Consider the following 24,429-nt stretch of genomic DNA (forward strand, 5'->3'; position numbering starts at 1 on the left):
TTAGAACTCAACGATCCCCTCGCCCTTGCTATGCTGGGCTTTCTTCGCGGTGCGAATAAGGAATTCCTGATTGGTTTCGGTCTGTTTCAGCGACTTAATGAGCATATCCATAGCGCGTTCGGTGCTGCTCAGGTTTGCCAAAATGCGACGCACTGCCCAGATGAGTGGCGCCTCCTGCGGATCGAGCAACAGATCTTCCTTGCGCGTACCCGACGACACCGGATCGATAGCGGGGAAAATGCGACGATCAGCTAAGCTGCGGTCGAGCTTGAGCTCCATATTGCCGGTACCCTTAAACTCTTCGAAAATAACCTCATCCATTTTCGATCCCGTTTCGATGAGTGCCGAGGCGAGGATGGTCAAGCTGCCGCCATGTTCAATGTTGCGCGCCGCACCGAGAAAGCGTTTGGGTGGGTAGAGCGCCGTAGAATCGACACCGCCCGACAGGATACGACCGCTCGCCGGCTGCGCCAGGTTATACGCGCGCGCCAATCTGGTGAGTGAATCGAGCAGGATGACGACATCATGCCCTTCTTCAACCATGCGCTTCGCGCGCTCGATAACCAGCTCGGCTACAGCGATGTGGTTTTCGCTGGGCATATCAAACGTCGATGATATAACCTCCCCATGCACGGATCGCTGCATGTCGGTAACTTCTTCAGGACGCTCGTCAACAAGCAGACACATCAAATGCACTTCGGGGTTGTTCGCGGTAATGGACGCAGCGATGTCCTTCAAAATGGTGGTCTTACCCGCCTTCGGGGGCGATACGATAAGCCCGCGCTGGCCCTTGCCGATAGGTGCCGCAAGGTCGATGACGCGCGCGGTGATGGTGTTCTTCCCGTGTTCCATCCACAGACGCTCATCGGGATAAACTGGCGTCAGATCGGCGAAGCGTACGCGATTGCCGCATTCTTCGAGCGGCCGACCATTCACGGTGGCAATCTTCTGAATGGCAGCGTACTTCTCATTTTCACGAGCGGGGCGCGTCTGACCGGTAATCAGATCACCCTTACGCAAGCCGTTGCGACGGATGAGCGACAAACCCACATAGCAGTCGGTTTCACTGGGAAGATAGCCCTGTGTGCGGAGAAAGCCGTACCCATCAGCCATGATGTCGAGCACACCGCTGACTTCGATAAATCCTTCGGCCTTCATATTCGCTTCATACACAGCTTGAACGAGCTCAGCTTTCTTCAGCCCCGTGACGTCGAGTTCGAGTTCGGCTGCTTTGGCGCGCAGTTCGGCAACCTTCATCGCAGCAAGCTCTTCAAGCGTGACACTGGGCACGATCTCGCGACCCCTGTTGGTGCGGTCGCGCTTGCCGCGCCGCTGGTTCTGCGCGTTTTGCTTAGCGCCCCTACTACTCTGACCGCCCGAAGCGCCCTGGCTGCTTTGACGCTGCTGACCTTGGCCACCCGAACGCTGCGAGGAGGCGTCGCGGGACCCTCCTGTACGCACAGATCGGCGCGGCCGACGAACGTTGGTCTCACCTTCGACTTGCGCGAGCGCTTCGTCGGACGCAGGCTTATCAGGTGCGGTAAGTTTGTCCGATGCAGTAGATTCATCGGAGAGAGAGTTATCGGATACAGCCTGATCAGATGTGACAGATGTGGCAGATGTGGCAGCCTTATCGGAAGAAGACACCTCGCCCACACCGGTTGACTCATCAACGGAAACCCGCTTCTTACGCACAGTTCGCTTTGTGTGGGAAGCGTTTTCTTCGTCAGTCGATGAAGACGCAGGAGCAGACACTACCTCAGCATCGGCATCAGACACAACCCGCTTCGCACGAGACGAGCGGCTGGGTTTGGATGAAGCTGTAGGTACCTCGGCATCATCTGATGCGTCGCCTCCACGAGTAGCGACACGAGAAGACTCCTGAGTTTCGCCAGACGATGCAGCCCGACGGCGTTTGGGAGCTGCTTGCTCTGCGGTCGATTCGACGTCGTCGCGCTTGACAGTGCGACGACGAGTAGGACGCTTGATTACAGGAGTCTCCCCGGTTGCCGGTTTCTCGCTCGTTGATTCGTTTTCAGTCATTGATCAGTTGCTTCTTTCTGTTTTATTTCGATTGCCACGTCTGGACACTCTATGCGTTGAGCACCTTTTTCCAATCCTTCATAAAGGATTCGAGACCACGGTCGGTCAGCGGATGCTGCACCATTTTCTTCAGCACGCCAAACGGCACGGTGGCAATGTCGGCCCCCATAAGCGCGCATTGCGTCACGTGATTGGCACTTCGCACTGATGCAGCGATGATCTCGATCTGCTCACCACGCACCGTGTTGGCGGTAAAATCGTAGTTTCCGATGGCCCCAACAATGCTTTCTACTTGATCGAGGCCGTCTTCAGAAATATCGTCAAACCGGCCAATGAAGGGGCTGATGTAGCGCGCGCCGGCACGGGCGGCCAACAGCGCCTGGGGAACACTGAAGCACAGCGTCATGTTCACACGCACGCCTTGGTCGGCAAGCGCACGCGTGGCAGCTAAACCTTCGACCATGGTGGGAATTTTCACGACGATATTGGGAGCAATTTCTGCAAGCTCAAGACCATCGCGTACGATCTCGTCGCGCGTCATGGCGACCGATTCGGCCGATACTGGGCAATCCGGCCCAACGATCTCGCAGATACGCTTCATGTGAGCATGGAAGTCTTCCAGCTTGCCGCCGATCTTGGCATACAGCGACGGATTGGTGGTAACGCCCGCAAGCGCACCCCAGCTTGCAGCTTCTTCGATCTCGTTCAGATCAGCGGTGTCCAGAAAGAACTTCACCTGTGGCCTCCTTGATGATTTCAGAAATCCGCCCCACGGCGCACCGCAGCAGGGGCAACCCACCAATGACACTGTTCACCATGAAGCTGCACAGGGATTCGAGGATTGCGGCGCCATTTGTTCACGCGGGTAAAGCTGAATGTACGCGGGGGATTTGACTCGCTCATACTAACGCATCAAACGCAAGCGCGCAAGAACACAACCAAGCAATATGCACAACTGGCTACCAGGGAGTTGCCTGAAAGTTGGTTGGACGTTGACCGCAATCACAATTCGCACACCGTAAAGCAAGAGGGCGGCCGATTTTCACCAAAGCTGATTACAAGCTGCTCAAATGCGTTATCGCTTCACAGATTCTGTGGACATCTTCTTTTGCTCGTGCGGCAGGCTGCGGAAAAAGCAGGTACGTGCACCGGTATGGCAGGCGGGGCCGGCGGGTTTTACGATCGCCAGTAGACAATCAGCGTCGCAATCGTAACGTATGTCGACCACACGCTGCGTGTTTCCGCTGGTCGCTCCTTTGTGCCACAACTCTTTGCGACTGCGACTCCAAAACACCGTCTCGCCACATTCAAGCGTGAGCGCCAAGCTTTCCCGACTCATCCACGCCATCATGAGCACCGTGCCATCATGTGCATCCTGCACGATGCAGGGAATAAGCCCTCGCTTGTCGAAGATAAGTTCGTCGATGCGCTCGATATCGGGTATATCCATGCTCGATGCTCCTTCTCTTGCAACCGATCGCGCCGATTTCCACGCAGACGAAACACGCTGTGGCTTTCGGTACGTGGCAACCGCCGCCAGCCCATACGCCACCTGTATGTTGTTACAGGCGCACGGGAATGCCTTGTTTGGCCATGTATTCTTTCACCTGACGAACGGACAACTCGCCGAAATGGAACACGCTCGCGGCCAGTACGGCATCAGCTTCGCCGTCGATAATACCCTCGGCAAAGTGTTCGATGGTGCCGACGCCACCGCTCGCAATAACAGGAATATCGACCGCACGTGCCACCGCGCGAGTAAGCGCACAATCGAAACCGTCGCGACTGCCATCTCGGTCCATACTGGTGAGCAAGATTTCGCCCGCACCGCGTTTGGCAGCCTCGCGCGCCCATTCGATGACGTCGATGCCGGTCGCGGTGCGCCCGCCGGAAACGTAAACCTCCCACTTATTGAACCCGCCGCGCACCTTCTTCGCATCAATGGCAACCAGTATCGCCTGCGTACCAAACGCACGTGCTGCTTCCGAGATGAGCTTGGGGTTTTTCACAGCAGCAGAGTTCACCGACACCTTGTCGGCACCTGCCGCTATCATGGTTCGGATGTCGGCCACACTACGGAACCCCCCACCCACACAATACGGCAGATGCAGCTGCTCACTCGCACGACTAGCAAGATCCACCGTAGTAGCGCGATCGTCACTGGTGGCACAAATGTCGAGAAAGATAACTTCGTCGGCTTTCTGTAAGTCATAGGCACGAGCCAACTCAATAGGATCGCCCGCATCGCGCAGGTTTACGAAGTTCACACCCTTCACCACACGACCATCTTTGCAGTCCATGCAAGGGATTACTCGTTTAGTTAGCATCTTGTTCCTTCCGCCGCCATGCACGCCGCGACGCCTTCCTCCACCGTAAGCGAGCCCTCGTAGATGGCGCGTCCGGCAATAACGCCCTCAATGGCGTGCGCCGCTGGGGCAAGCGAACGAATATCATCGACGCTTGCAACGCCACCTGAGGCCACCACAGGGTGCCCGAATGCCTCATACATCGCCACGTACGCCTGCGGGTCGAGCCCGGTACGCATGCCATCACGAGCGATGTCGGTGTACACCAGATGACAATAACCCTCGTCCGCCATGCGTCGAGCCAGCTCGCAAGCTGCAATGCCCGACCCTTCACACCAACCCGAAACCGCCACGTCGCCGCCTTTCGCGTCGATGCCCGCCACGAGCGCATCGCCACCAAACTCGCGCACTGCCTCACGGGCGAACGCCGGATCGCGCACGAGCGCCGTACCTAAGACCACACGCGTAACCCCCGCTTTCATGAGCCGCTCGATGGCAGCCATACTGCGAACGCCGCCACCAACCTCCACGTTTAAGTTGGTTTCCTTCAAAATACGTTCGATAACTTCCACGTTGTCAGGGGTACCCGACCGCGCGCCATCAAGATCAACCACGTGAAGCCATGTGGCACCTTGACCGGCAAACGCACGCGCCTGCGACACAGGATCATCGTTATATACCGTCACGGCGTTGTAGTCGCCTTTCGCCAAGCGAACAGCTTTGCCGTCTAAGATGTCGATTGCAGGAAGCAGGAACATGACAATCACGCCTCTTTCACGATGCGGACGAAGTTACGCAGCACACACGTACCCGCATCTGAGCTCTTTTCGGGATGAAACTGCACGCCAAACGCGACGTCGCGATAACGCACCACCGACGGGATAGCTATGCTGTGCGAAGCGATGGCTACCGTGGCCTCGGTAGCTGGCGCGGCGTAGCTGTGTGTGAAGTAGAAGTATTCACCGGGTTTCACACCCGCAAGCAGTTCGCAGTTAAAATCGCTGCCACGCACTGGCTCGATGGAGTTCCATCCCACATGTGGGATCTTGTAGTTGCGACCGTCTTCACCCACGCGCGGCATAGCGTCGACCACGCCAGGAAGTATACCCAAACCGCGGTGCGCACCACCCGATGTATCACCAGGATGCGTTTCTGTTCCTTCCTCGAACATGAGATGCATGCCTAAGCAAATACCCAAAAAAGGTACGCCCGCCAGCACGCGCTCGCGCACCACTTCCATCTGGCCCAAGCTTTCCATAGTTGAAGCCGTATCGGCAAACGCCCCCACACCGGGCAAGACAATGCCGTGCGCCGCCCCAATGACGTCGGGATTATCGGTTATACGAGCGTCAGCACCCGCAGCTACCAGACCACGCTCGACGCTTTTCAGGTTTCCCTTCTTGTAATCAACGACAGCTATCACGTTATTCCTCTCATAGCACACGGCACATAACCTACGACCGCAAACTCTACCCAGCCCGCCACACGGTTCCTCCAGTAATGACTCGTATGGCAACCAACATCCACGCGGCCTTACAGCGTGCTCTCATCGGCGCATCCCATGCGGCTCCTACAATGCACCTTTCGTACTAGGCAGCACTCCTTCGATGCGCGAGTCGATAGCACACGCCTGCGCCATGGCGCGCGCGACAGCCTTGAACGCCGCCTCGATAATGTGATGTGCGTTTTCACCCGCAAAGCTGCGAACATGCAGCGTTACGCCAGCATTCGTTGCGAACGCAATGAAGAACTCCTTGGCAAGCGAGGTGTCGAACGACCCCAACATACCCGACGGCACATCAAGTGCCCAATGCAGTTGGCCGCGGCCCGATATGTCGACAGCAGCCATCACACACACCTCATCCATAGGCAGAATGATAGAGCCGAAGCGCGTGATGCCGCGCTTGTCACCGAGCGCACAGGAAAACAATTGCCCTAACACGATACCCGCATCTTCCACCGTGTGGTGAGCGTCAACCTGTAAATCGCCTATCACCTGCGCATCTAAGTCGAACAAGCTATGACGCGCGAAAGCGGTAAGCATATGATCAAAAAAACCCACGCCGGTATTCACGTTCGATGCACCCGATCCATCGAGTGAAAGACGCATGCGAATATCGGTTTCCTTCGTCGTACGAGTCAGTTCAGCAGTCCTCATACTCGTCTCCTTGCCTGCCGCGTGAGCATGAACGTCTTCAACTCGCGCACAAACGCGTCATTTTGCTCGGGAGTTCCCATGCTCACTCGTAAGCAGCCTTCAAGCATCGGTGAACGCGAGAAATCACGAACGAGAATCCCTTTGCCATAAAGCACCTGCCACGCCTCGGCAGCCGCTTCGCTCGCAGGACTACCATCGTCATTAAGCAAACGCACTAAAATGTAGTTCGAATCGGACGGGTACGCCTTCACACCGGGCACAACGCGCAGAGCGACCTGCATGCGCTCGCGCTCGGCGATAAGCATTTGAATACCTGGCTCAAACTTCGCACGATTCGCGTACACCACCCGCGCGATAGCCTGTGACACCGCATCGACCGAATAGGGTTGGCGCACCTTAATCAGTTCGCGGATAACCTGCGCATCCCCCAACACGTAACCTATGCGGACGCCTGCCAGGCAAAACGCTTTCGAGAATGTGCGCAGAATAACAAGGTTGCGATGCCGCTCCAGATGCATGCGCACCGTACGACGCGAAAACTCGAAGTACGCCTCGTCGGCGACCACCAGTGCGTCGGTCGATTCGAGCAACTGCGCGATGAATTCTTCACGAGCCAGCCGACCGGTAGGGTTGTTTGGCGTGGTAACGACCACATAATCAATGTCGCCGCGCACCACACGATCGAGCACTGCCTGCTCGTCGATGGAGAAGTCGGCGGCACGCGGTATGTCTACGACTTCAGTGCCCACAAGCCGCGCGTTCGCGGCGTACACAGAAAATGTGGGCGGCAAGTTGATCATAGTGCGGTGCGGTCCGCCCCACGCGAGTGCGATATCAAACAAAAGCTCATCGCCGCCGTTACCCAACAGCACCTGCTCGCGATCAAGCCCGTTCGCCTCGGCAATGAGATCACGCAGATCGTTGGCCAGCGGATCGGGATAGCGGTTGAAGGGGACGCGCTTCACCTCGCGCATGATGTCGTGCAAAAGGTCGTGATCAAGGGAAAGCGGACTCTCGTTCGCCGACATCATGGCACGCGCCGGCAGATACTTCGGATCGTAGGGCACCAATCCCAAAAGCTGCGGCGCCGATTCTCGAACCCTGTCCATAACCTATTCGCCGCCTTTGGATGAGTTTCCGAAGATATCGCCGGTTTCTGCTAAGTTCTTCCGCAACTCGACACTGCGTGCATGGGCCCACAGCCCCTCATGCGTGGCGATGGTAACCACGTCGGCGCCATCGTTTAGAATCGCCTCCGGTGTGTACTGAATAATGCTCGACTTCTTCACGAAATCATTGGTGGAAAGCGGGCTGGAATAACGTGCGGTACCGCCTGTGGGAAGTGTGTGGTTAGGACCGGCAATGTAGTCGCCAATAGCCTCGGCCGTCCATTCGCCCAAGAAAATGGCACCGGCGTTACGGATACTGCCGAGCAGCCCCATGGCACCGGCGACGTGTAGTTCCAAATGCTCGGGCGCAATGACGTTTACCACCTGCACCGCCTGCTTCATGTCGTTGCACACGACGATAAGTCCCTTGTCGCGCAAGCTCGCCGTAGTGATGTCGGCACGAGTGGTGTCTTTCATGTGCTCTTCGATGGCCCGTTCAACCCTGGTTGCGTACGCCTCACTGAACGTAACCAAATAACACGCCGCCAGCGGATCGTGCTCGGCCTGAGCCATAAGATCGATGGCTACCATGCGCGGGTCGGCGGACTCGTCGGCCACCACGCACACTTCGGAAGGACCCGCGATCATATCGATACCAACGTCGCCCGACACCAGCTTTTTCGCCGCCGCCACAAACGCATTACCTGGACCGGTGATCTTACATACCGGCTCGATCGATTCGGTGCCATACGCCAGCGCGGCGATAGCCTGCGCACCACCCACGCTGTAGATTTCCGTGACACCAGCCAACCGGCATGCTTCGAGCACGCCAGCATCAAGCTCGCCAGTCTTGGTGGGTGGCGTGACACACACGATGCGTTTCACGCCGGCAACCGCTGCAGGCAACGCGTTCATCAGTACCGATGAAGGATACAGCGCTCGACCGCCCGGCACGTAGATACCCACGGAGTCAAGCGGGGTCACCTGCGCACCCACGATGGCACCGTCCGCACGCGACGCAAACCAGCTCTGCTCAACCTGACGAGCATGGAACTCGCGGATCTGCTTCGCGGCATGTGCGAGCGCTTTCACCGTCTGCTCAGGCAGGCGGTTTGCGGCAGACATCACCTGTTCAGCAGGCACGTGGAAGTCGCTCATACGCACGCCGTCGAACTTCTCCGTCAAGTCGCGCAGGGCAGCATCACCTCTGGTTCGCACGTCCTCGATGATGGTAGTGGCCGCCGCAAGCGCGTTCGCGTTGAACGCACCCGTCCGATCGATCTGCGAGCTTTCAAACCGCTCGCCCGGTTGCAGCACAACTCGGCGCATATTGTTACTTCCCTTCTCCGCCAGCAATGACGGTCGTGTTCCATTTCCCCGCGTCTACACCGGCTTGCAGCTTAGAAGCAAGCTGCGCGACACGTGTATCGGTGCGAAACGCGCTCACGTTCGCGAAGAAACGCGCGGTTGACGAAAGCACCTCGTCGGTGATGACCAGGTTGTTTTCCCGCAGTGTGGTGCCTGTTGCCGTAATGTCGACAATACATTCAGCCATACCCGTGAGCGGGGCGAGCTCAATGTTGCCGTGAAGTTTCACGATTTCCACCTGCGTACCACGCCGCGCGAAATGCGCCGCTGTGATACGCGGGTACTTCGTAGCTACGCGCAGCGACCCCAGCCTGCGGTAATGCTCGGCGTTGGCCTCAGCCGCACCAGCTGGCTCAGCCACAATGAAACGACACGCACCGAACTTGAGGTCGACTAACTCCACAATATCCGGATCAGTTTCGAGCAGCGAATCCTCGCCACAGATACCGCAGTCAGCAGCACCCGACTCCACAAATGCCGGTGCGTCAGACGGGCGCACGATTACGTACTCGACTCCCGGATTGCGAATGATCAGTTGACGTCCCGGGTTGTCAAGCCCCGTCACATCAAGCCCACAGGCCTCAAGACACGCGACAGCATCGGCGTGAAGCGAGCCCTTCGGCACAGCGATGCGCAGTGGGCGTTCTTCACGTACGACAACGTTGCGCTCACAGCACGAAGCCAGCGCGTTTTCCAGATAGAATGCAAACCCTGCGGCAGGACGGCTCTCGCCATAGGCACCGAGCGTGCTGTCGTAGCGACCACCGCCGCCAAGGGGGGTGCCGAGCACCGGTGCATACGCCTTGAAGATGATGCCCGTATAGTAGTCAAACGAGCTCATCACCGAGAAATCAACCAACACGCGATCGGCCAAGCCTGCTGCATCAAGCGCGTCGAGCACGCCCTCTAAGCTAACAAGGCCGCCTTCGCAACCAAGGGGACGCACCAAGTCACGCACGCGGGAAATAGCCTCACGCCCACCCCGAATGCGGGGAAGCTCGCGGATGGCGTTGGCAAACACCGGGGAAGCACCAGACGCTGATGCCACCGATTCGACCGTCAATGCGTCGAGATCAACAAAGTTCGATGCGTGATACGCCGCAAGTACATCGTCTTTCCACTGCGCGGTAGCTGATGTGGCCGCCAGAAGTGCCTGCAGCACACCCACCGTCGCGATAGCAATGCGATAATCGCCCACTCCTACCGCCTCGAGCGATTCCGCCAGAAGCTCAACGACTTCAGCATCGGCCGCTACGCCCGCCTCGCCGATAAGTTCGACGCCGAGCTGTGTGGTTTCGCGGGCCTCAGCCTGCATCTGCCCTTCTGCTTCACGGAACACACGTTGAGTGTAGCGGAAACGGAAGGGACCAGGCTGTCCCGCAAGCCGCGTCGCACACATGCGCGCAACCTGCAACGTGACGTCAGGACGCATGGCAAGCAAGTCGCCCCGAGAGTCAAAGAATTTGAACGGTGTACCGGGCAGACGCCCCCCCGACCGCATGACGTCCATAATCTCAAGCGTGGGGGTCTCAATGGGGGCATATCCCCGACTGGCGAGCAGCTGCTGCACATCGCGTGTCGCCCGCTCACGAAGAAGCGCCTCGTCAACCAGCACATCACGAAAACCCGACGGAGTCACGTAATTCATATCGCGCGTTTCCTTACTTTGCATGGTTTCCATCCGCATGTCCTGTTCCAAATTTTGATATTTTAGCGGCTCTATCTCATCCGCATGTTAGAGAAGTCGCATCGCCACAAACTGAACGCGAAGCGCACGCATGTATGACACGAATGCATACGTATCGTGTTACATCCAGCGCCGCACAGTGTCTCACTCTATGTCTAAGCGCAGACTCCCTCTTGCAGAGCCATACTCTATCACAGTAGAGTAATAAAGCAACAAGAAACAGAGAAACGCCGGGAAGGGAACTCTTTTGCCCCCTTTCCGGCGTTTGAGCTATCTTCGCGATTCGTTCAAACCATACACGAAGCAAAATGAAACGCTACTCGCCTGCTTCCAGCACTTCTTCGACATACTCAACCACGGGCTGCTCGCCAACATGTTCAAGCTCAGCTTCCGGCACGTGCCAGCATTCGGTGGCGGGCAATCCCGGAATCGTTGATGCTACAAACACCGGATCTTTTCCGGCCTTGCGCTGCTCCTCGTAGTCCTTCAGGATGGCGATCGCCCACTTACCTAAAAGGAGGATGGCGATCAAGTTTACAATAGCCATGAATCCCATGAAGATATCAGCTAAGTTCCATGCCAGATCAAAACTCATGACCGCACCAAAGTAGATGACAACGAGGCATACAACACGGAACACCAGCAGTGCAGGCTTGTTCTTCGTAATGAACTTGAAGTTGCTCTCGGCATAGAAATAGTTACCAATAAGACTGGAGAACGCAAATGCGAACACCGCAAACGTAATGAAATGGATACCAATAGCGCCGATGGAGTTATTCACAGCCATCTGTACCAGCGGCATACCATTAAGTTCGGTTGCGGCAGCAGGATCCTGCACGTAGAACACCATAACCATCATGGCCGAACACGTGCAGATGAGCAACGTGTCAATGTACACCGACAAGCTCTGCACCAAGCCCTGCTTGGCTGGATGCGACACGCTAGCCGTAGCAGCGGCGTTCGGAGCCGAACCCATGCCGGCCTCGTTCGAGTACAGGCCGCGCTTGATACCGAGCATGACTACCGATCCAGCGAAACCACCGGCAACGCTTTGGAAATCGAACGCCGAGGCGAAAATGGTGCCGAACACGACGGGTAGCCAGCTGATGTTCGCGAGGGTGGTCCATACGGCAAGAATAATGTAGGCAATCGCCATGACAGGCACGATAACCGACGTGATGACCGAAATGCGCTTCGCGCCACCGAAAATAACGAGCGCTGTCAGCACCGCAAGGGCAACACCTGAGAACACCGCAGCACCGTTGGTCAGATAGTCGGGGAAGTAGTACTCAAGCGTCGAAGTGGCATTGTATGACTGTAAGCCGTTGAAACCAAAAGCGAAGCACAATATGAGCAGTACTGAGAACAGCACGCCAGCCCAGCGCTTGCCCAGCGCTTGCTCGATGTAGTACGCCGGACCACCACGGAACTCACCTTCCTCGCCGCGTACCTTCCACGTCTGCGCGAGCGTAGACTCAACGAACGCCGACGCAGATCCGATAATAGACATGAGCCACATCCAGAATACGGCACCCGGACCACCCGTGGCAATGGCTGTTGCCACACCGGCGATGTTGCCTGTGCCCACGCGCGAGGCGGTAGATACCATGAGCGCCTGGAACGACGAGGTGGAGCGCTCGCCTTCCACGTGCTTTTTCTCCGTGAGCTGTGTGAACATGTCCTTGATGAAGCGAATTTGCACACCGCGAGTACGGATGGTGAAGTAAATGCCCACAAATACGAGCAGCGCCACCAGAATATAGGTGTACATAAAGCCGTCGATTTCACCCGTCACATCAACGAGCATTTGGTTCCAATCCATGAAACCCTCCTTGTCCTTCCCTCCCCGTTTGTTACCCTACCACGAGGCCGCCTTCACCCGATGGCGGCCTCGACAGTTACCTTATTCGGCAAGCTTGCGCGCAAGCACCTGGTTGATAAGCTTCGGGTTACCTTGACCACGCATGGCTTTCATACACTGGCCCACGAAAAAGCCGATGATCTTGGTGTTGCCCCCCTTGTAGCTGGCAACCTCGTTGGGGTTGGCGGCGAGTACCTCCTCAACCACAGCCTCGATGGCACCAGCGTCGGACACCTGCTTCATACCGCGCTCTTCCACAACGACGTCGGGGTCCTTGTCTTCTTCGAGCACAGCCGCGAACACTTCTTTCGCCTGCTTGGAGGATATCGCATCAGATACCAGCAGCTTCGCAAGACCGACGGCGCGCACAGGCGTCAACGGCGAATTCGTCACGTTGAAGCCCTCATGCGCGTTCACATACGCCGAAACGTCGTTGATGACCAGATTCGCAACCGGCTTCGCCAGCGTGGCCGCCTCGGAGCCAGCTGCTGTCATGCACGACTCAAAGAACGCCGACATATGCGCATCTGCTGCCAACTGCCGCGCATCGTACGCCGATAGACCATAGGCGCCCTCAAAACGTGTCGCTTTCTGGTCAGGCAGCTCGGGTAGCTTGGCGCGCACGTTGTCAATAAACTCGTCAGACAGATCAAACGGCACCATGTCAGGTTCGGGAAACAGGCGATAGTCATCGGCGGTTTCCTTCACGCGCATGACAATGGTCCGCTTCGTCGATGGGTCCCAATGACGCGTTTCCTGGTAGATCTGGCCGCCTTCTTCTAGCACCTCGGCTTGACGACAAATCTCGTATGCCAGTCCGTCGTGAAGGTTCTTGAAGCTGTTCATGTTCTTGAGTTCGGTCTTCACACCGAATTTCTCGGTTCCGCGGCGGCGCAGCGAAACGTTGCCGTCGCAGCGCAGGCTTCCTTCTTCCATGGAGCAGTCGGAAATGCCAATGGCCAGGTAAATCTGACGCAACTTCTGCATGAACAAGCGCGCTTCCTCAGGTGTGCGAAGGTCGGGCTCGGTAACCAGCTCGATCAGCGGTGTGCCTGCGCGGTTGTAGTCCACGAGCGAATGCGTAGCGCCCGCGATGCGACCTTCGCCGCCGCCGATGTGCACCATCTTACCCGCGTCCTCTTCCATGTGGATGCGCGTGATGCCCACATGCGCGGTGTATCCGTCGTCGGTGCGCATGATGTTGTCGCAGGATTCACCCACGGCAAGGTCGTTTAAACGGTAGCGCTCGCGAGCAGCTGCGCCATCGACGGCAAGATCCAAATGACCGCGCATACAGAACGCAACCGGACCTTGAGTGGTCTGGAAGTTCTTCGACATGTCGGGATACATATAACCTTTGCGGTAGAACATCGAACGTTTTTCGATATCGCAATTCGTGGCCAAACCTGCCAACACGATGGATTCAATGGCCGCCTTATTGGGCACGGGAAGAGCACCAGGCAACCCCAAGCACACCGGGCAGGTGTGCGTATTCGGCTCGGCACCAAACTCTAGCTTACAGCCACAGAACATCTTTGTGGTAAGCGTGGTTAGTTCGGCATGAATCTCAAGGCCGATGACCGCCTCCCACGTCTCGAACACCTCTTCGAGCTTTTTCATCGCGCACCACCTGCCTTTTCAACCTTTTCGGCCTGCAGCTGACCGTCGCCTTCTGTGTCACCTTCCGCAAATGCTGGTGCCACCGGAGCACGCCCGTACGCAAGCTCGAGTGCTGCCGCAGCGCGTAGCATATTTTCGTCTTTGAACTGCGGAGATATGAGTTGAACACCAATGGGTAAGCCGGTGTCGGCGCCCAATCCTACCGGCATACTCATGCCGCCATTACCCGCAATATTAATGGATATGGTGAACATATCAGACAGGTGCATTTCGGTGGGATCCGATATTTCACCGAACTTGAATGCAGTACGCGGTGCCACCGGCGCCAAAATGACGTCACATTTCTCGTACGCTTCCGCATAATCGCGCGTGATGAGGGTGCGTACCTTTTGTGCCGCGTAGTAGTATTTCTCGTACACGCCAGAAGAAAGCAGGTAGCTTCCCAACATAATGCGGCGCTTCGCTTCCAAGCCAAAGCCTGCGGCGCGGCTAGTTTCGTACTGCGCTCCGAGATCCTTGCTGTTTCCATCGCAGTAACCGTAGCGTACCGAATCGAAGCGAGCAAGGTTACTGAAAGCCTCGCACGGGCCAAGCACATAATAGGCACTCATGGCCGCTTGCGCGTGCGGCAGGTCGATCTCAACGATGTCGGCGCCCGCATCGCGCAGAGCACCAATAGCTTCCTCGGTCTTCGCCTTCACCTCGGCCGTTAAACCGCGTGCCTCCATAAATGCGGGTACCACACCAATGCGCATGCCGCGTACCCCTTCGGCGAGGTTCGCCGTGAAGTCGGTGGTGATGTCCTGACTGGTGCAGTCGAGCGGATCGCGGCCAGAGAGCGCGTTTAAGGCAAGCGCCGCATCTTCGACGCTTCGTGCGAACGGGCCCACCTGGTCGAGCGAACTGCCGAATGCCACCACGCCATAGCGCGAAACTACGCCGTAGGTAGGCTTCACCGCCACCACGCCGCAGAAGCTGCCCGGCTGACGAATCGAACCACCCGTGTCAGACCCCAACGTGATGGTTGCCAAACCGGCAGCAACCGACGCCGCGCTTCCACCAGACGAACCACCGGGAACGCGCTCGAGATCCCACGGGTTGCACGTGCGGCCAAATGCGCTCGTTTCCGTTGACGAACCAAACGCGAACTCGTCCATGTTCAGCTTACCTAAGGGAATACCACCCGCATCAATAATATTTTGCACGCATGTTGCCGTATAGGGAGACACATAGCCTTCCAACATGCGCGACGAACACGTGGTGTGTGTGCCTATAAGATTCATGTTGTCCTTGAAAGCAACCGGCACGCCCGCCAGCGGGCCGCATGACGCAAGGTCGTTTGCTGCCACTGCCGCATCAATGCGCGCGGCAGCCTCGTACGCCAGCGCTTCGGTGGTTTCCAGAAATGCATGCACACTGGCGTCGTTTGCTTCGATACACGCAAACGACTGTTCGGCTATCTCGCGAGCGCTGAACTGCTTTGTGGCAAGGCCAGCCTGTAATTCACGCACGCCCATCGATGCGAAGGAGGTCTGCGTCATTACCGATCGCCCCCTTCACCAAGAATCGAGGGGATTAAGAAGCAGCCATCTTGCTGCTTCGGCGCATTCGCCAGCGCCTCTTGCTGAGTAAAGCCGGTCGTTTCCACATCGTCACGCATGACGTTCACGAGGCCCCCGATGGGATGAAATGTGGGTTCAACACCCTCAAGATCGTACTCTAGTATGGGGCTAAGGCTTTCGATGATGGCGTTGAGGTCAGCTGTCATCTGCGTCACCTCGCCATCGTCGAGACCGATGCGCGCGTACTCGGCGATATCGCGCACCTGACGCTCGGAAAGATGCTGGGCCATAGGTTCTGCTTTCTCTCTATCGAATGCCGCCGCGCCTGTAAGCGCATTGAAGCGGCGTAGACGTAACTTGCCTATGATAGCAGAACCAGCCCACAAAAGCTTGCCCAGCATGAATGCGCTCGGGAGTTATCCCCCGCCAACCCTTAGCCGTTAAGCCCCCTAGTAATGATCCTTGCAGGAGAGAATGCAAAGACTGTCGTCGGCAACGGTGTATACCAGCCTATTGGCAGCATCGATGCGACGAGACCAGCAGCCGCTAAGCCCGAACTTCAGCGGCTCCGGTTTGCCTATGCCCTCAAAAGGGGATCGTTCGATATCGCGAATAAGTACGTTGATGCGCTTCAGGGTCTTCTTGTCCCGGGTCTGCCAGTAGAGATAGTCGCTCCAGGCATCGTCGGTGAATACCTTACGCATCGATCAGCTCTCGTTCCTGACCTTCGCCTTCGCGTATCTGATTAAGGCCGCGAACTATCTTGTCGTGAAGATAAGCGTTTTCGTATATGTAGATAGTCTCCATGAGCGCATCGTAGTCGCGAGCGCTCATGACCACGACGTTCTCCGACTCGTCTTTATTTGCCACAAGGAGGGCCTCGGCGTTATCACGGCAGCGCCTCATCTCGGATTTAAGATCATTACGAAACGAACTGTAAGTTAAAGTACGCATGGTGCAACTCCCGTCCGATAACTTCATTTAAGGCAATAGTATAAGTTGTACAACATATTGTCAATAATTGCAAACAGGAGAAACTTTGAGACTTTCTGCTTTAGCTACATTGCCCATGGACCAGCCAGCTACAAAGGAGCATTAGGAAAACGGTAGCATTCTCTTAATGCACTGCGTTACTACTGCCAAGTTTAGCGATCTTTTGTCCCAAGAGATGCTGGATTGCCCGCGAAAGGAGCCCGAAAGAGATATTCAGATACAGTCAGGTATGTTTAAGCAAAGAAAGGCTTGCCTTCGGCCACTTTTTTCACGAAATGCGCGATTGAGCAAAGTTAGCCGTGGCTTCGGGAACTTTTTTTACGAAATGTACGATTTGAAGCGGAAAAACGGATAGGAAACGGTCACTGCTCTTCTCTTCTTGAGACTGCCTTTGCGTTTTCCCTAATCAGAGGCGACCGCTGTTTTTCCTGAAGATTCGACGAGCTTTACCGACTCCACCACATCGTACATTTCGTAAAAAAAGTTCCCGAAGCCACGGCTAACTTTGCTCAATCGCGCATTTCTCGGATTTTTTACCAATTCCCAAAAAGTGAATTAGTAATCGTACCATCTTCTCCTAAGTCAGGTTCGCAGTGTCCAGAACTTGCTCAACGCATTATTTACGCGCTACCTCGAACCGCATCAGTAAAGAAACCTTCAGTCACAGAATACTGCTACGCCACCTCGCATGGCGGCGTAGCAGATACTGAAATCAACGAAGCGACACGAACAATAACAGATCTACACAGTAACCGCAGCCTCAGCAAGCTTTGCCGAAACCCTACCCGTAACCTCGGTATAGTACGCAAGTTCTTCGCTGTTTAAGTCATCTTGATTGATTGCATCGATCTTGCACGCCATGTCAGCATAGTCGCTCATCCATTTTGTGTACTCGGTGAGCAAGCTCGCAGTGTCGGTGGACTCGTTATACGCTTGCATGAACTGAATATACCCATCCATGAACGATTCATAGCTATCCAAAGCCTCTTTGAAAGCGGGATCGATTCCCTCACTATCAGTTTGAGCCGAAACGTCAGGCGTCGTTTGCGAATCGTCTACAACACCGCCATTCAAAGAGTCCGAAGAAGACTCCACCGCTTGTATGCTAACTCGCATGGTTTGGAAACCCTCGTACTCCACCCTTAAGGAATTTCCACTTGCATCACTTGCCTGGTATGATTCGTCATTCTTGCTGTAATCGACATCGAAGCCAAGCTCGATGCAAGCATCAACATAGGCACTGTATTCTTCCAGAGACATCTCGCCAACATACGCTTCGAAATAGTCGGATGAGTCAGAAGACACCATTCCCTTGCTCTTGCCAGGATCGGGAAGTAAGGTTGCAAGACCGCTTGTTGGCCACACAAGAGCTCCGCTAACTTTGGACGCTTCAAGATCGATGTCGATCTGGCCTTTATCGAAGCTGTGATACGCAAGTTCGAGAAGATAGCCTTCGGCATTGTACGCTCGATAGCTTTCGCTCGCTTCTTGAGCATCAACCACGAAACCTCTTTCTTTGCATTTTGCAACGTAATCGTCGTAGTCAGCTTTACTTACGTTATCTTCAACTCGAATACTAAGCGAATCATCCATTTCGAAAACACTTGCGCATTCGCGATCCATACTTGGCAACATTTGCGCAAGTGGACCAGTCGGCCATGGTTCAGCCGATGCGCTGCTATCTTCTCCGCATGTCGACAAAGCAAACATCACAACCAATAAGACGATGACACCCATCACAATCTTAGGCAGTTTTCTTTTCTTTCTCACCACTTCAGGCTGTGGAGTTCCTGCTGTATTGCTTTGCTCATAAACGAATCTTGCTTCCTGCTGAGCAACAACACTTCCGCATATCGGGCAACTACTTGAACTATCCGGAACCTGTGCACCACAACTATTACAAACTTTCACCGAACAACACCCCTTCCTTTTCGTTTTACCTTGCGAACGCATGTCATAGAAACTGATTACTTACCCTTTCGAACGTGACACTATGAAGTTCGTGACGGATTAAACCGTCCACCTCTCGCTCACAAACCTCCAATCAAAAACCCAAGATTTCTTTTTTCTTTGTGTCAAATTCCTCTTTCGTCAGAATGCCAGCATCGACCAGCCCCTTGATTTTCTTAAGAGCTTCCACTTGTTCATCAAGAGACATTGCATGCCGAAACGGCATTTCTCCTTGCGCAGACACACCACTAGCAAGGTTCATTCCAAGCAACATGCCCCCACCGTCTCCCAAGCCGAAATCTTGAACTCCCTGGGAAATCTTCTGCTGAGCCGCTATGCTTGATGCACGCTGAGACGCATCTTCGTACGCTTTAACGTTCATCCTATTTGACGAGAACTGCCGTACAAGTTCTTTCGATTCGGGTGAGAACTCGATGTTCTCGATAGCAACTTTCACAACTTCGAACCCGAAACGAATAGGCCAGCTTCCCGCGTTATCGGAATCAGATGCAACTCGATTCGATATTTCCTTTGCCTGAGCAGGCAATTGAGAAATCCGATAGGCTCCCGACAGTGAATTGAGTGCAACAATGAATGACTGCAAGAATTCTGCGAGCACCTGCTTGCGCGCCGACGGAAAATCGAAGGAATAGCGAAACACATTTGCCGGAACGAAGTTCTTTAGAAACAAAACAGGATCAACAACGCGAACCGAAAACGTCCCGTACGAGTAAACCTCAAGATCGCATTGGTAATACAAATCGTTGTAAACCTGTGCGCCGCGAGTTCCAAACGGAATATGTCTGATTTCTCGCAAGTTCACGAACGCCACACGCTTTTCCGAAACAGAAATACCTCCATACCCAACCCTGTCAGCAACCTGGTTTATGAGTGAAACAACATTTGGGCTGCTAAATAAACTCTCTTCTCCATCCATGTAGACATAGCCCCCCGGTTCTGTCACTACCGTCTCTATGCCCGCTTGGCTAAACACGAACGCAGCCGTGTTTTCGGGAACGAATATACGCGACCCGTTTGAAATAACGCCATCGGACCCATTGCGGTTTGTCCCTCTACCATTGTTTCTGTTCTTGAGTATCCCTGGAGTGACAACGGTATGTTCGTCAAACGGAGACGCTGTATAGATGTCTCGCCATTGATCCGCCAAAGACCCACCGACTGCATCGGACACAGCTCTCAAAACGCCCACGATTGCTCCTTTCAGCTGCAGCTAGATGGCTTGCTCGGTATCGCAGTATTGGCAAACGACCCGCTCTCCCTGAAATCCCGTTATGGGAGCCATACATCCGAAGCACTTTCGGGTAACGCGAGTAACACTCGATTCAGATGGTCGTTGTGCGGGCGAGGCGCTAACCGCAGCGCTTCTCGGTTCCTGCGCTGAAGCCGACTGTTGGCTCACCATCGGCTGAGACGGGGAACTTGCCGGAGCGCTTCTCAAGCTCAGAACCACTCGAGTCACCGCATCGCGCCATTCAATCGCGTTCCTTCGCTCTTTTTCCGCCGCAGAAGTGAACAGATCTTTCAAAGACGGCGAATCCTCATCGTCGTCCGACTGCCCGAGAGAGAATGATTCAACCCCATGGGCAAAATGAATCCGCAACTGCCTGTCATCTCCCGACGGCTTGTCATAAGCAACTTGTGGTATGCCGTTGACAACGTTTACCTGATCAAGCGGAAACCGAGTGACGTCCCTCACACCACCGAACGCACCTTTTCGCAAGAAGATGAGAGCATAGTTCGTAAGCACCAACTCGCCTTCTCTAGAATCAAACAATGTGCTCTGCCCACGAGAAACGTTGGAATCTCGCTTCAAAATAGCCTCATTCGGCAGCAGGCTTAGTTCGCTCATCCATAAATCCTTTCCCGTTTTGACCGTCTATCAACACCTTTTTATGTATAAAACGTTGAGAAGCGCAGTAATAGCATCCACTCACATGACAACTGCCGCACGGTGGAATATCGAGATCAGGCGATTATCTACAGCCCGATCTCTGTCACACCTACCAACCCTAAAAGCGTGTCGCAGGTGCATCCGTAGGCGAGCGCCATACGTTTAAGTACGAGCGCATCAGGCTCGCTCCTTCCTTGCTCGAAGTCCATGAGCGCCTCGAGCGGCACGCCAACCACCCGTGCCGCCGCTACGGGAGAAAGCCCGGCCTGGATGCGACAACGCTCATAGCTTTCCAAAACCATACTCATTCTCGCTTTCTGTAATTATTTGGAACGATTATAAACAACTTTATAAATTGGTGATACAGACAACTGCTTTTCTCTCCTTTCGGGTAGGATTTTCAGATGCAATCGGAAAGGTTCAGTATGGACGAAAGACAGCTCATCGGCGCTCGCATCGCATTTGCCCGCAAAGCATCGCGGCTTAGCCAGGTTGAGCTTGGACGAAAGATCAAGGTTTCGGGCCAGACTGTTTCCAACTGGGAAACCGCGCGCTGCCTGCCAAACGCGAGCGACATTGCCGTCTTGGCAAAAACGCTTGGCTGCTCATCCGACTTTTTACTCGGGCTTTCCGACGCCTTCTCGTTCCCTTCATCGGGCCGCCCCATGCGTCGAACATAAGGATTGCACCAGACGCAACAGCGTAAGAACACAAGAAAGCGTCGGAGTTCAAACGCCAGACACTCGGCGAACTCGTAGTTTCCTTATTAGAAGTTGTAATTCTCGCGAAATTGAATGCGAATACGATTCGGTCTTCTTCAAGAAGAGGCTGCCTTCTTTCCGAAACAACCAGAAAAGCATTGTGGGTCCGCAACAATACAGACCCACAATGCTTTTCTTCTCGGTGCCGCTCTGCCAAAAATACAATGTACGCCCAACGTGCGACATTGTGCCTATTCTTTTGCTTGTACCTCCGAGGCGGCTTCGTGTTCGGCTTGTCGCTGCTCAAGGTAAGCTTTTGACACTACTTTTGTCATGATGACGCCACCCGACATAATGTCGCCCTCATCGTCATACGCAGCCACGTTCCAGAATTGCTTCGTGCCACCTCGACAAGGCTCTTCATGGTCGAGCTCAGCTACGCCCAACACATCACCATCGCGGCCGCTCTTATGATGGCGCACTTCGACCGTCACGCCGAATGGAAGCTCGGTGTCTGGATCGGCACGCAACTCCGCAGCGCGACTAGCCACAGTTTCCAACAACGAGATAGTGGCTCCCCCATGCAGAAAACCGTACGGCTGACGCCATTCATCGGTGATAGAGAACACCGCTTCTGTGCAGTCGGATTCTTCTTTCGTGAAACGAATGCCCATAGTCTCAACGAGCGGCATCGCGACCCTTTCCTTCCGTTTACCTTCCCGAGTTTCTAGCCTACGAATTCATGCAGATCGACGTGCAGTAAGTAATCCAGCTCACCAGCCGTTTCCTCATTGGTTTCAAGGAACACAAACGCGTACGACCCCGTTTTCGCACCATCAAACTCAAGTACTCGCAGCGGATGACTAAAGTGCGCCATCAAACCCGCCAAATCGAACGGTTCATAGCCGCTGCATCCGTCCGGCACGCCCAACAACGACATGCAGTACGTCTTACCACGGCGTGACTCGAAGATGCGAGGGAAGCTGGGGGCTTCATCATCCAGAAACGCCTGATACGTGCGATATCCGTACGCATACCAGGCAATATCGGTACCAGAGAGCCCCGCGAAGCGAAGTGGGTTGAACTCAATGGGACTCACGTGGCCATCCTTCACGCGCACCTCGACATGCATGGGGAAGTTGCGCGCTCCCACCACTTCGTTCACGCGGGCAAGCCATGCCAAAAACATCGGTGCTGTCTCTTCAATGATAGAAGGCGAGGTCACATACATGCGATCACTCGTATCTTCTGGGCTGGCGAAGTCGTGGCGCAGCACATTCACCAGATGTGGCGCGCCGTCTTCATCGTAGTACGCATCGAGCGCGTACTCTTGCCCGTCTAAATAGCCCTCCAGCACGAACTCGTTTACACCCACCACGCTTTCTGGGTAGCGTTGTTGCCACACCGAGGCGTTCTCAGCGATGTCAACGAGTGCCACCTCCCAATCAGCGCGGCTGCTTACCACGTGCACGCCCATGCTACAAAAGCCCACGCTCGGCTTCAGCACAAACGGCACAGGTAGCGTATCGAAATCAAGCGCTCGCAGCTCATCAACGGAGCACTTGCGGAAGAATAGCTGCGGATCCAGCTCTGCGAGCGCGCGTCGCGTAGCGGCTTTATCTTTGAACAGGGCAACGGGTGCATTTACCGGAGCATCCGGCGCATGCTCAGCAATCCATGCGAGCGCGTTTTCCGAGTTAGTATACACGCGCTCGCCGGCAGTCAAACGGCGGATTGCTTCTGTCGCATCTACCAGATTGAGCGTGCGTTCGCCGGCAATCGACCGAACAAACGCATTGCCCAGCACCGGGTGCTGCGACTCGGCACACCAATCAAGCAGCACATCAGATGCGTAAGGGGCTTCGAGTATGATCATGAAGAGCCACCCTATCAGTGATGGAACAAGCGCATACCAGTAAAGGCGATAACCATGCCGTACTTGTTGGCGGTTTCGATAACGTTGTCGTCGCGAATGGAGCCACCCGGCTCTGCAACGTAAGCCACACCGCTCTTACGAGCACGCTCGATGTTATCACCAAACGGGAAGAACGCGTCGGAGCCCACCGATACATCGGTCTGCGTAGAAACCCACGCCTGCTTCTCTTCACGCGTCAGTGGCTCGGGCTTTACCTTGAATACCTGCTGCCACTCGCCCTCGCGCAACACATCTTCGTATTCGTCGGAAATGTACACGTCAATGGCGTTGTCGCGATTCGGCCGACGTATGCCGTCGACAAACTGCAGACCAAGAACCTTCGGATGCTGGCGCAGATACCACGTATCGGCCTTGTTACCAGCAAGACGTGTGCAATGGATACGACTCTGCTGGCCTGCGCCCACACCAATAGCCTGACCATCTTTCACGTAGCATACAGAGTTCGACTGCGTATATTTCAGCGTGATGAGCGCCACCACCAGATCGATCTTGGCGGATTCAGGCAGCTCCTTGTTCTCGGTTACCAGATTTCCCAGCAGGTCGGCATCAATGCGGAAGTTGTTGTGTCCCTGCTCAAAAGTGATACCGAACACATCTTTGTACTCCTGTTCGGCCGGTACGTAGTTCGAATCGATGCGAACTACGTTGTACTTACCCGACTTCTTAGTCTTCAGGATTTCGAGCGCCTCGTCGGTGTAGCCCGGTGCGATAATACCGTCCGACACCTCAGCCTTCAGGTAACGTGCGGTATCAGCGTCGCACACATCGGAAAGTGCTGCCCAGTCGCCGTACGAGCACAGACGATCGGCACCACGCGCGCGAATGTACGCACAGGCGATGGGGCTGAGCGGAGCATCATCTTCAACGAAATAGATCTGACGGTCGACGTCGGACAACGGCAAACCAACTGCCGCACCCGCCGGACTCACGTGCTTAAACGACGCAGCCGCAGGCAAGCCCGTCGCCTCCTTCAACTCGCGCACCAGCTGCCACGAATTGAAGGCGTCTAAGAAGTTGATATAGCCAGGCTTGCCATTCAACACCTCAACGGGCAGGTCGGACCCGTCCTTCATAAAGATGCGCGATGGCTTCTGGTTTGGGTTGCACCCGTACTTGAGTTCCAGTTCGTTCATGGGTTCTCCTTTGTTGTTTGACTGATCGAAATGACGCGGAGCGGAATGTGGGACGGCGTTCCGCGCGCAGTTCCACAGCGACTGAAAATG

The 24,429-nt window shown here is 55.2% G+C and carries 24 protein-coding genes; 1 reads left to right on the forward strand and 23 read right to left on the reverse strand.

The features are described from left to right. The 20 genes from rho to G7Y44_RS06325 form a co-directional block, all read right to left on the reverse strand. Entirely contained in the window at window positions 1–2,043 is a 2,043-nt protein-coding gene (rho, locus tag G7Y44_RS06230; protein WP_165248387.1) for a transcription termination factor Rho, read from the reverse strand. 49 nt (window positions 2,044–2,092) lie between these two features. After that, on the reverse strand, window positions 2,093–2,779 hold the full coding sequence (locus G7Y44_RS06235; protein ID WP_165043460.1) for a transaldolase family protein: 687 nt from the start codon (window positions 2,777–2,779) through the stop codon (window positions 2,093–2,095). A 339-nt stretch (window positions 2,780–3,118) separates the two neighbouring features. Continuing rightward, complete coding sequence (gene hisI / locus G7Y44_RS06240) at window positions 3,119–3,493, reverse strand: phosphoribosyl-AMP cyclohydrolase (protein ID WP_165248389.1); 375 nt, start codon at window positions 3,491–3,493, stop codon at window positions 3,119–3,121. 112 nt (window positions 3,494–3,605) lie between these two features. Further along, entirely contained in the window at window positions 3,606–4,370 is a 765-nt protein-coding gene (hisF, locus tag G7Y44_RS06245) for an imidazole glycerol phosphate synthase subunit HisF (RefSeq protein ID WP_165248391.1), read from the reverse strand. Then, window positions 4,364–5,107 carry a 1-(5-phosphoribosyl)-5-[(5-phosphoribosylamino)methylideneamino]imidazole-4-carboxamide isomerase gene (gene hisA / locus G7Y44_RS06250; RefSeq protein ID WP_165248393.1) on the reverse strand — a complete coding sequence of 248 codons (744 nt, stop codon included), beginning with the start codon at window positions 5,105–5,107 and terminating at the stop codon, window positions 4,364–4,366. Before hisA ends, hisF begins: the two co-directional genes overlap by 7 nt. Window positions 5,108–5,112: 5 nt before the next feature. Beyond that, entirely contained in the window at window positions 5,113–5,772 is a 660-nt protein-coding gene (gene hisH / locus G7Y44_RS06255) for an imidazole glycerol phosphate synthase subunit HisH (RefSeq protein WP_165248395.1), read from the reverse strand. 147 nt (window positions 5,773–5,919) lie between these two features. Beyond that, window positions 5,920–6,507: an imidazoleglycerol-phosphate dehydratase HisB gene (hisB, locus tag G7Y44_RS06260; protein ID WP_165248397.1), complete on the reverse strand. Its 588-nt coding sequence runs from the start codon at window positions 6,505–6,507 to the stop codon at window positions 5,920–5,922. Further along, complete coding sequence (gene hisC / locus G7Y44_RS06265) at window positions 6,504–7,616, reverse strand: histidinol-phosphate transaminase (protein WP_165248399.1); 1,113 nt, start codon at window positions 7,614–7,616, stop codon at window positions 6,504–6,506. The genes hisB and hisC overlap by 4 nt, the downstream gene beginning before the upstream one ends. 3 nt (window positions 7,617–7,619) lie before the next feature. After that, window positions 7,620–8,945 (reverse strand): histidinol dehydrogenase, encoded by a 1,326-nt coding sequence (hisD, locus tag G7Y44_RS06270; protein WP_165248401.1) that lies wholly within the window; start codon window positions 8,943–8,945, stop codon window positions 7,620–7,622. 4 nt (window positions 8,946–8,949) lie between these two features. Beyond that, window positions 8,950–10,665, reverse strand: coding sequence for an ATP phosphoribosyltransferase regulatory subunit (hisZ, locus tag G7Y44_RS06275; protein WP_241159211.1), 1,716 nt, complete (start codon window positions 10,663–10,665; stop codon window positions 8,950–8,952). Between the two features lie 322 nt (window positions 10,666–10,987). Further along, window positions 10,988–12,493, reverse strand: a complete 1,506-nt coding sequence (locus tag G7Y44_RS06280; protein WP_165043476.1) for an alanine/glycine:cation symporter family protein — start codon at window positions 12,491–12,493, stop codon at window positions 10,988–10,990. Window positions 12,494–12,574: 81 nt separating this feature from the next. Continuing rightward, complete coding sequence (gene gatB / locus G7Y44_RS06285) at window positions 12,575–14,152, reverse strand: Asp-tRNA(Asn)/Glu-tRNA(Gln) amidotransferase subunit GatB (protein ID WP_165248403.1); 1,578 nt, start codon at window positions 14,150–14,152, stop codon at window positions 12,575–12,577. Continuing rightward, window positions 14,149–15,693, reverse strand: a complete 1,545-nt coding sequence (gene gatA, locus G7Y44_RS06290; protein ID WP_165248405.1) for an Asp-tRNA(Asn)/Glu-tRNA(Gln) amidotransferase subunit GatA — start codon at window positions 15,691–15,693, stop codon at window positions 14,149–14,151. Before gatA ends, gatB begins: the two co-directional genes overlap by 4 nt. After that, window positions 15,693–16,004 (reverse strand): Asp-tRNA(Asn)/Glu-tRNA(Gln) amidotransferase subunit GatC, encoded by a 312-nt coding sequence (gene gatC, locus G7Y44_RS06295; RefSeq protein WP_165043777.1) that lies wholly within the window; start codon window positions 16,002–16,004, stop codon window positions 15,693–15,695. The genes gatA and gatC overlap by 1 nt, the downstream gene beginning before the upstream one ends. A 159-nt stretch (window positions 16,005–16,163) precedes the next feature. Beyond that, complete coding sequence (locus G7Y44_RS06300) at window positions 16,164–16,418, reverse strand: Txe/YoeB family addiction module toxin (RefSeq protein WP_165248407.1); 255 nt, start codon at window positions 16,416–16,418, stop codon at window positions 16,164–16,166. Next, complete coding sequence (locus tag G7Y44_RS06305; protein ID WP_371807465.1) at window positions 16,411–16,695, reverse strand: type II toxin-antitoxin system Phd/YefM family antitoxin; 285 nt, start codon at window positions 16,693–16,695, stop codon at window positions 16,411–16,413. Before G7Y44_RS06305 ends, G7Y44_RS06300 begins: the two co-directional genes overlap by 8 nt. A 753-nt stretch (window positions 16,696–17,448) precedes the next feature. Next, on the reverse strand, window positions 17,449–18,660 hold the full coding sequence (locus tag G7Y44_RS06310) for a DUF6591 domain-containing protein (RefSeq protein ID WP_371807466.1): 1,212 nt from the start codon (window positions 18,658–18,660) through the stop codon (window positions 17,449–17,451). A 91-nt stretch (window positions 18,661–18,751) separates the two neighbouring features. Continuing rightward, window positions 18,752–19,867: an SPFH domain-containing protein gene (locus tag G7Y44_RS06315; RefSeq protein ID WP_165248413.1), complete on the reverse strand. Its 1,116-nt coding sequence runs from the start codon at window positions 19,865–19,867 to the stop codon at window positions 18,752–18,754. 21 nt (window positions 19,868–19,888) lie between these two features. Next, window positions 19,889–20,527, reverse strand: coding sequence for a hypothetical protein (locus G7Y44_RS06320; RefSeq protein WP_165248415.1), 639 nt, complete (start codon window positions 20,525–20,527; stop codon window positions 19,889–19,891). A 128-nt stretch (window positions 20,528–20,655) separates the two neighbouring features. Continuing rightward, window positions 20,656–20,871 (reverse strand): helix-turn-helix domain-containing protein, encoded by a 216-nt coding sequence (locus G7Y44_RS06325; RefSeq protein ID WP_165248417.1) that lies wholly within the window; start codon window positions 20,869–20,871, stop codon window positions 20,656–20,658. Window positions 20,872–20,994: 123 nt separating this feature from the next. Between G7Y44_RS06325 and G7Y44_RS06330 the strand changes: the two genes are divergently transcribed. Then, window positions 20,995–21,249, forward strand: coding sequence for a helix-turn-helix domain-containing protein (locus tag G7Y44_RS06330; RefSeq protein ID WP_165248419.1), 255 nt, complete (start codon window positions 20,995–20,997; stop codon window positions 21,247–21,249). Between the two features lie 272 nt (window positions 21,250–21,521). Here G7Y44_RS06330 and G7Y44_RS06335 read toward each other — a convergent pair whose 3' ends face one another. Genes G7Y44_RS06335 through G7Y44_RS06345 form a run of 3 tightly spaced genes read right to left on the reverse strand, consistent with a single transcriptional unit; the run spans window position 21,522 to window position 24,339 of the window. After that, complete coding sequence (locus G7Y44_RS06335) at window positions 21,522–21,962, reverse strand: PaaI family thioesterase (RefSeq protein WP_165248421.1); 441 nt, start codon at window positions 21,960–21,962, stop codon at window positions 21,522–21,524. Between the two features lie 35 nt (window positions 21,963–21,997). Continuing rightward, complete coding sequence (locus G7Y44_RS06340; RefSeq protein ID WP_165248423.1) at window positions 21,998–23,146, reverse strand: ATP-grasp domain-containing protein; 1,149 nt, start codon at window positions 23,144–23,146, stop codon at window positions 21,998–22,000. A gap of 14 nt (window positions 23,147–23,160) precedes the next feature. Then, window positions 23,161–24,339 carry a phosphoribosylaminoimidazolecarboxamide formyltransferase gene (locus G7Y44_RS06345; protein WP_165248425.1) on the reverse strand — a complete coding sequence of 393 codons (1,179 nt, stop codon included), beginning with the start codon at window positions 24,337–24,339 and terminating at the stop codon, window positions 23,161–23,163. Window positions 24,340–24,429 lie beyond the last annotated feature (90 nt).

The sequence above is a fragment of the Adlercreutzia sp. ZJ141 genome (genome assembly GCF_011038965.1).
Lineage (GTDB): Bacteria > Actinomycetota > Coriobacteriia > Coriobacteriales > Eggerthellaceae > ZJ141.

Bases quoted from the DNA above. Each gene is read 5' to 3' on its own strand.
- rho (WP_165248387.1), bottom strand. From the start codon at position 2,043: ATGACTGAAAACGAATCAACGAGCGAGAAACCGGCAACCGGGGAGACT.
- hisI (WP_165248389.1), bottom strand. From the start codon at position 3,493: ATGGATATACCCGATATCGAGCGCATCGACGAACTTATCTTCGACAAG.
- hisF (WP_165248391.1), bottom strand. From the start codon at position 4,370: ATGCTAACTAAACGAGTAATCCCTTGCATGGACTGCAAAGATGGTCGT.
- hisA (WP_165248393.1), bottom strand. From the start codon at position 5,107: ATGTTCCTGCTTCCTGCAATCGACATCTTAGACGGCAAAGCTGTTCGC.
- hisB (WP_165248397.1), bottom strand. From the start codon at position 6,507: ATGAGGACTGCTGAACTGACTCGTACGACGAAGGAAACCGATATTCGC.
- hisC (WP_165248399.1), bottom strand. From the start codon at position 7,616: ATGGACAGGGTTCGAGAATCGGCGCCGCAGCTTTTGGGATTGGTGCCC.
- hisD (WP_165248401.1), bottom strand. From the start codon at position 8,945: ATGCGCCGAGTTGTGCTGCAACCGGGCGAGCGGTTTGAAAGCTCGCAG.
- hisZ (WP_241159211.1), bottom strand. From the start codon at position 10,665: ATGGAAACCATGCAAAGTAAGGAAACGCGCGATATGAATTACGTGACT.
- G7Y44_RS06280 (WP_165043476.1), bottom strand. From the start codon at position 12,493: ATGGATTGGAACCAAATGCTCGTTGATGTGACGGGTGAAATCGACGGC.
- gatB (WP_165248403.1), bottom strand. From the start codon at position 14,152: ATGAAAAAGCTCGAAGAGGTGTTCGAGACGTGGGAGGCGGTCATCGGC.
- gatA (WP_165248405.1), bottom strand. From the start codon at position 15,693: ATGACGCAGACCTCCTTCGCATCGATGGGCGTGCGTGAATTACAGGCT.
- gatC (WP_165043777.1), bottom strand. From the start codon at position 16,004: ATGGCCCAGCATCTTTCCGAGCGTCAGGTGCGCGATATCGCCGAGTAC.
- G7Y44_RS06300 (WP_165248407.1), bottom strand. From the start codon at position 16,418: ATGCGTAAGGTATTCACCGACGATGCCTGGAGCGACTATCTCTACTGG.
- G7Y44_RS06305 (WP_371807465.1), bottom strand. From the start codon at position 16,695: ATGAAGTTATCGGACGGGAGTTGCACCATGCGTACTTTAACTTACAGT.
- G7Y44_RS06310 (WP_371807466.1), bottom strand. From the start codon at position 18,660: ATGCGTTCGCAAGGTAAAACGAAAAGGAAGGGGTGTTGTTCGGTGAAA.
- G7Y44_RS06320 (WP_165248415.1), bottom strand. From the start codon at position 20,527: ATGAGCGAACTAAGCCTGCTGCCGAATGAGGCTATTTTGAAGCGAGAT.
- G7Y44_RS06325 (WP_165248417.1), bottom strand. From the start codon at position 20,871: ATGGTTTTGGAAAGCTATGAGCGTTGTCGCATCCAGGCCGGGCTTTCT.
- G7Y44_RS06330 (WP_165248419.1), top strand. From the start codon at position 20,995: ATGGACGAAAGACAGCTCATCGGCGCTCGCATCGCATTTGCCCGCAAA.
- G7Y44_RS06335 (WP_165248421.1), bottom strand. From the start codon at position 21,962: ATGCCGCTCGTTGAGACTATGGGCATTCGTTTCACGAAAGAAGAATCC.
- G7Y44_RS06340 (WP_165248423.1), bottom strand. From the start codon at position 23,146: ATGATCATACTCGAAGCCCCTTACGCATCTGATGTGCTGCTTGATTGG.
- G7Y44_RS06345 (WP_165248425.1), bottom strand. From the start codon at position 24,339: ATGAACGAACTGGAACTCAAGTACGGGTGCAACCCAAACCAGAAGCCA.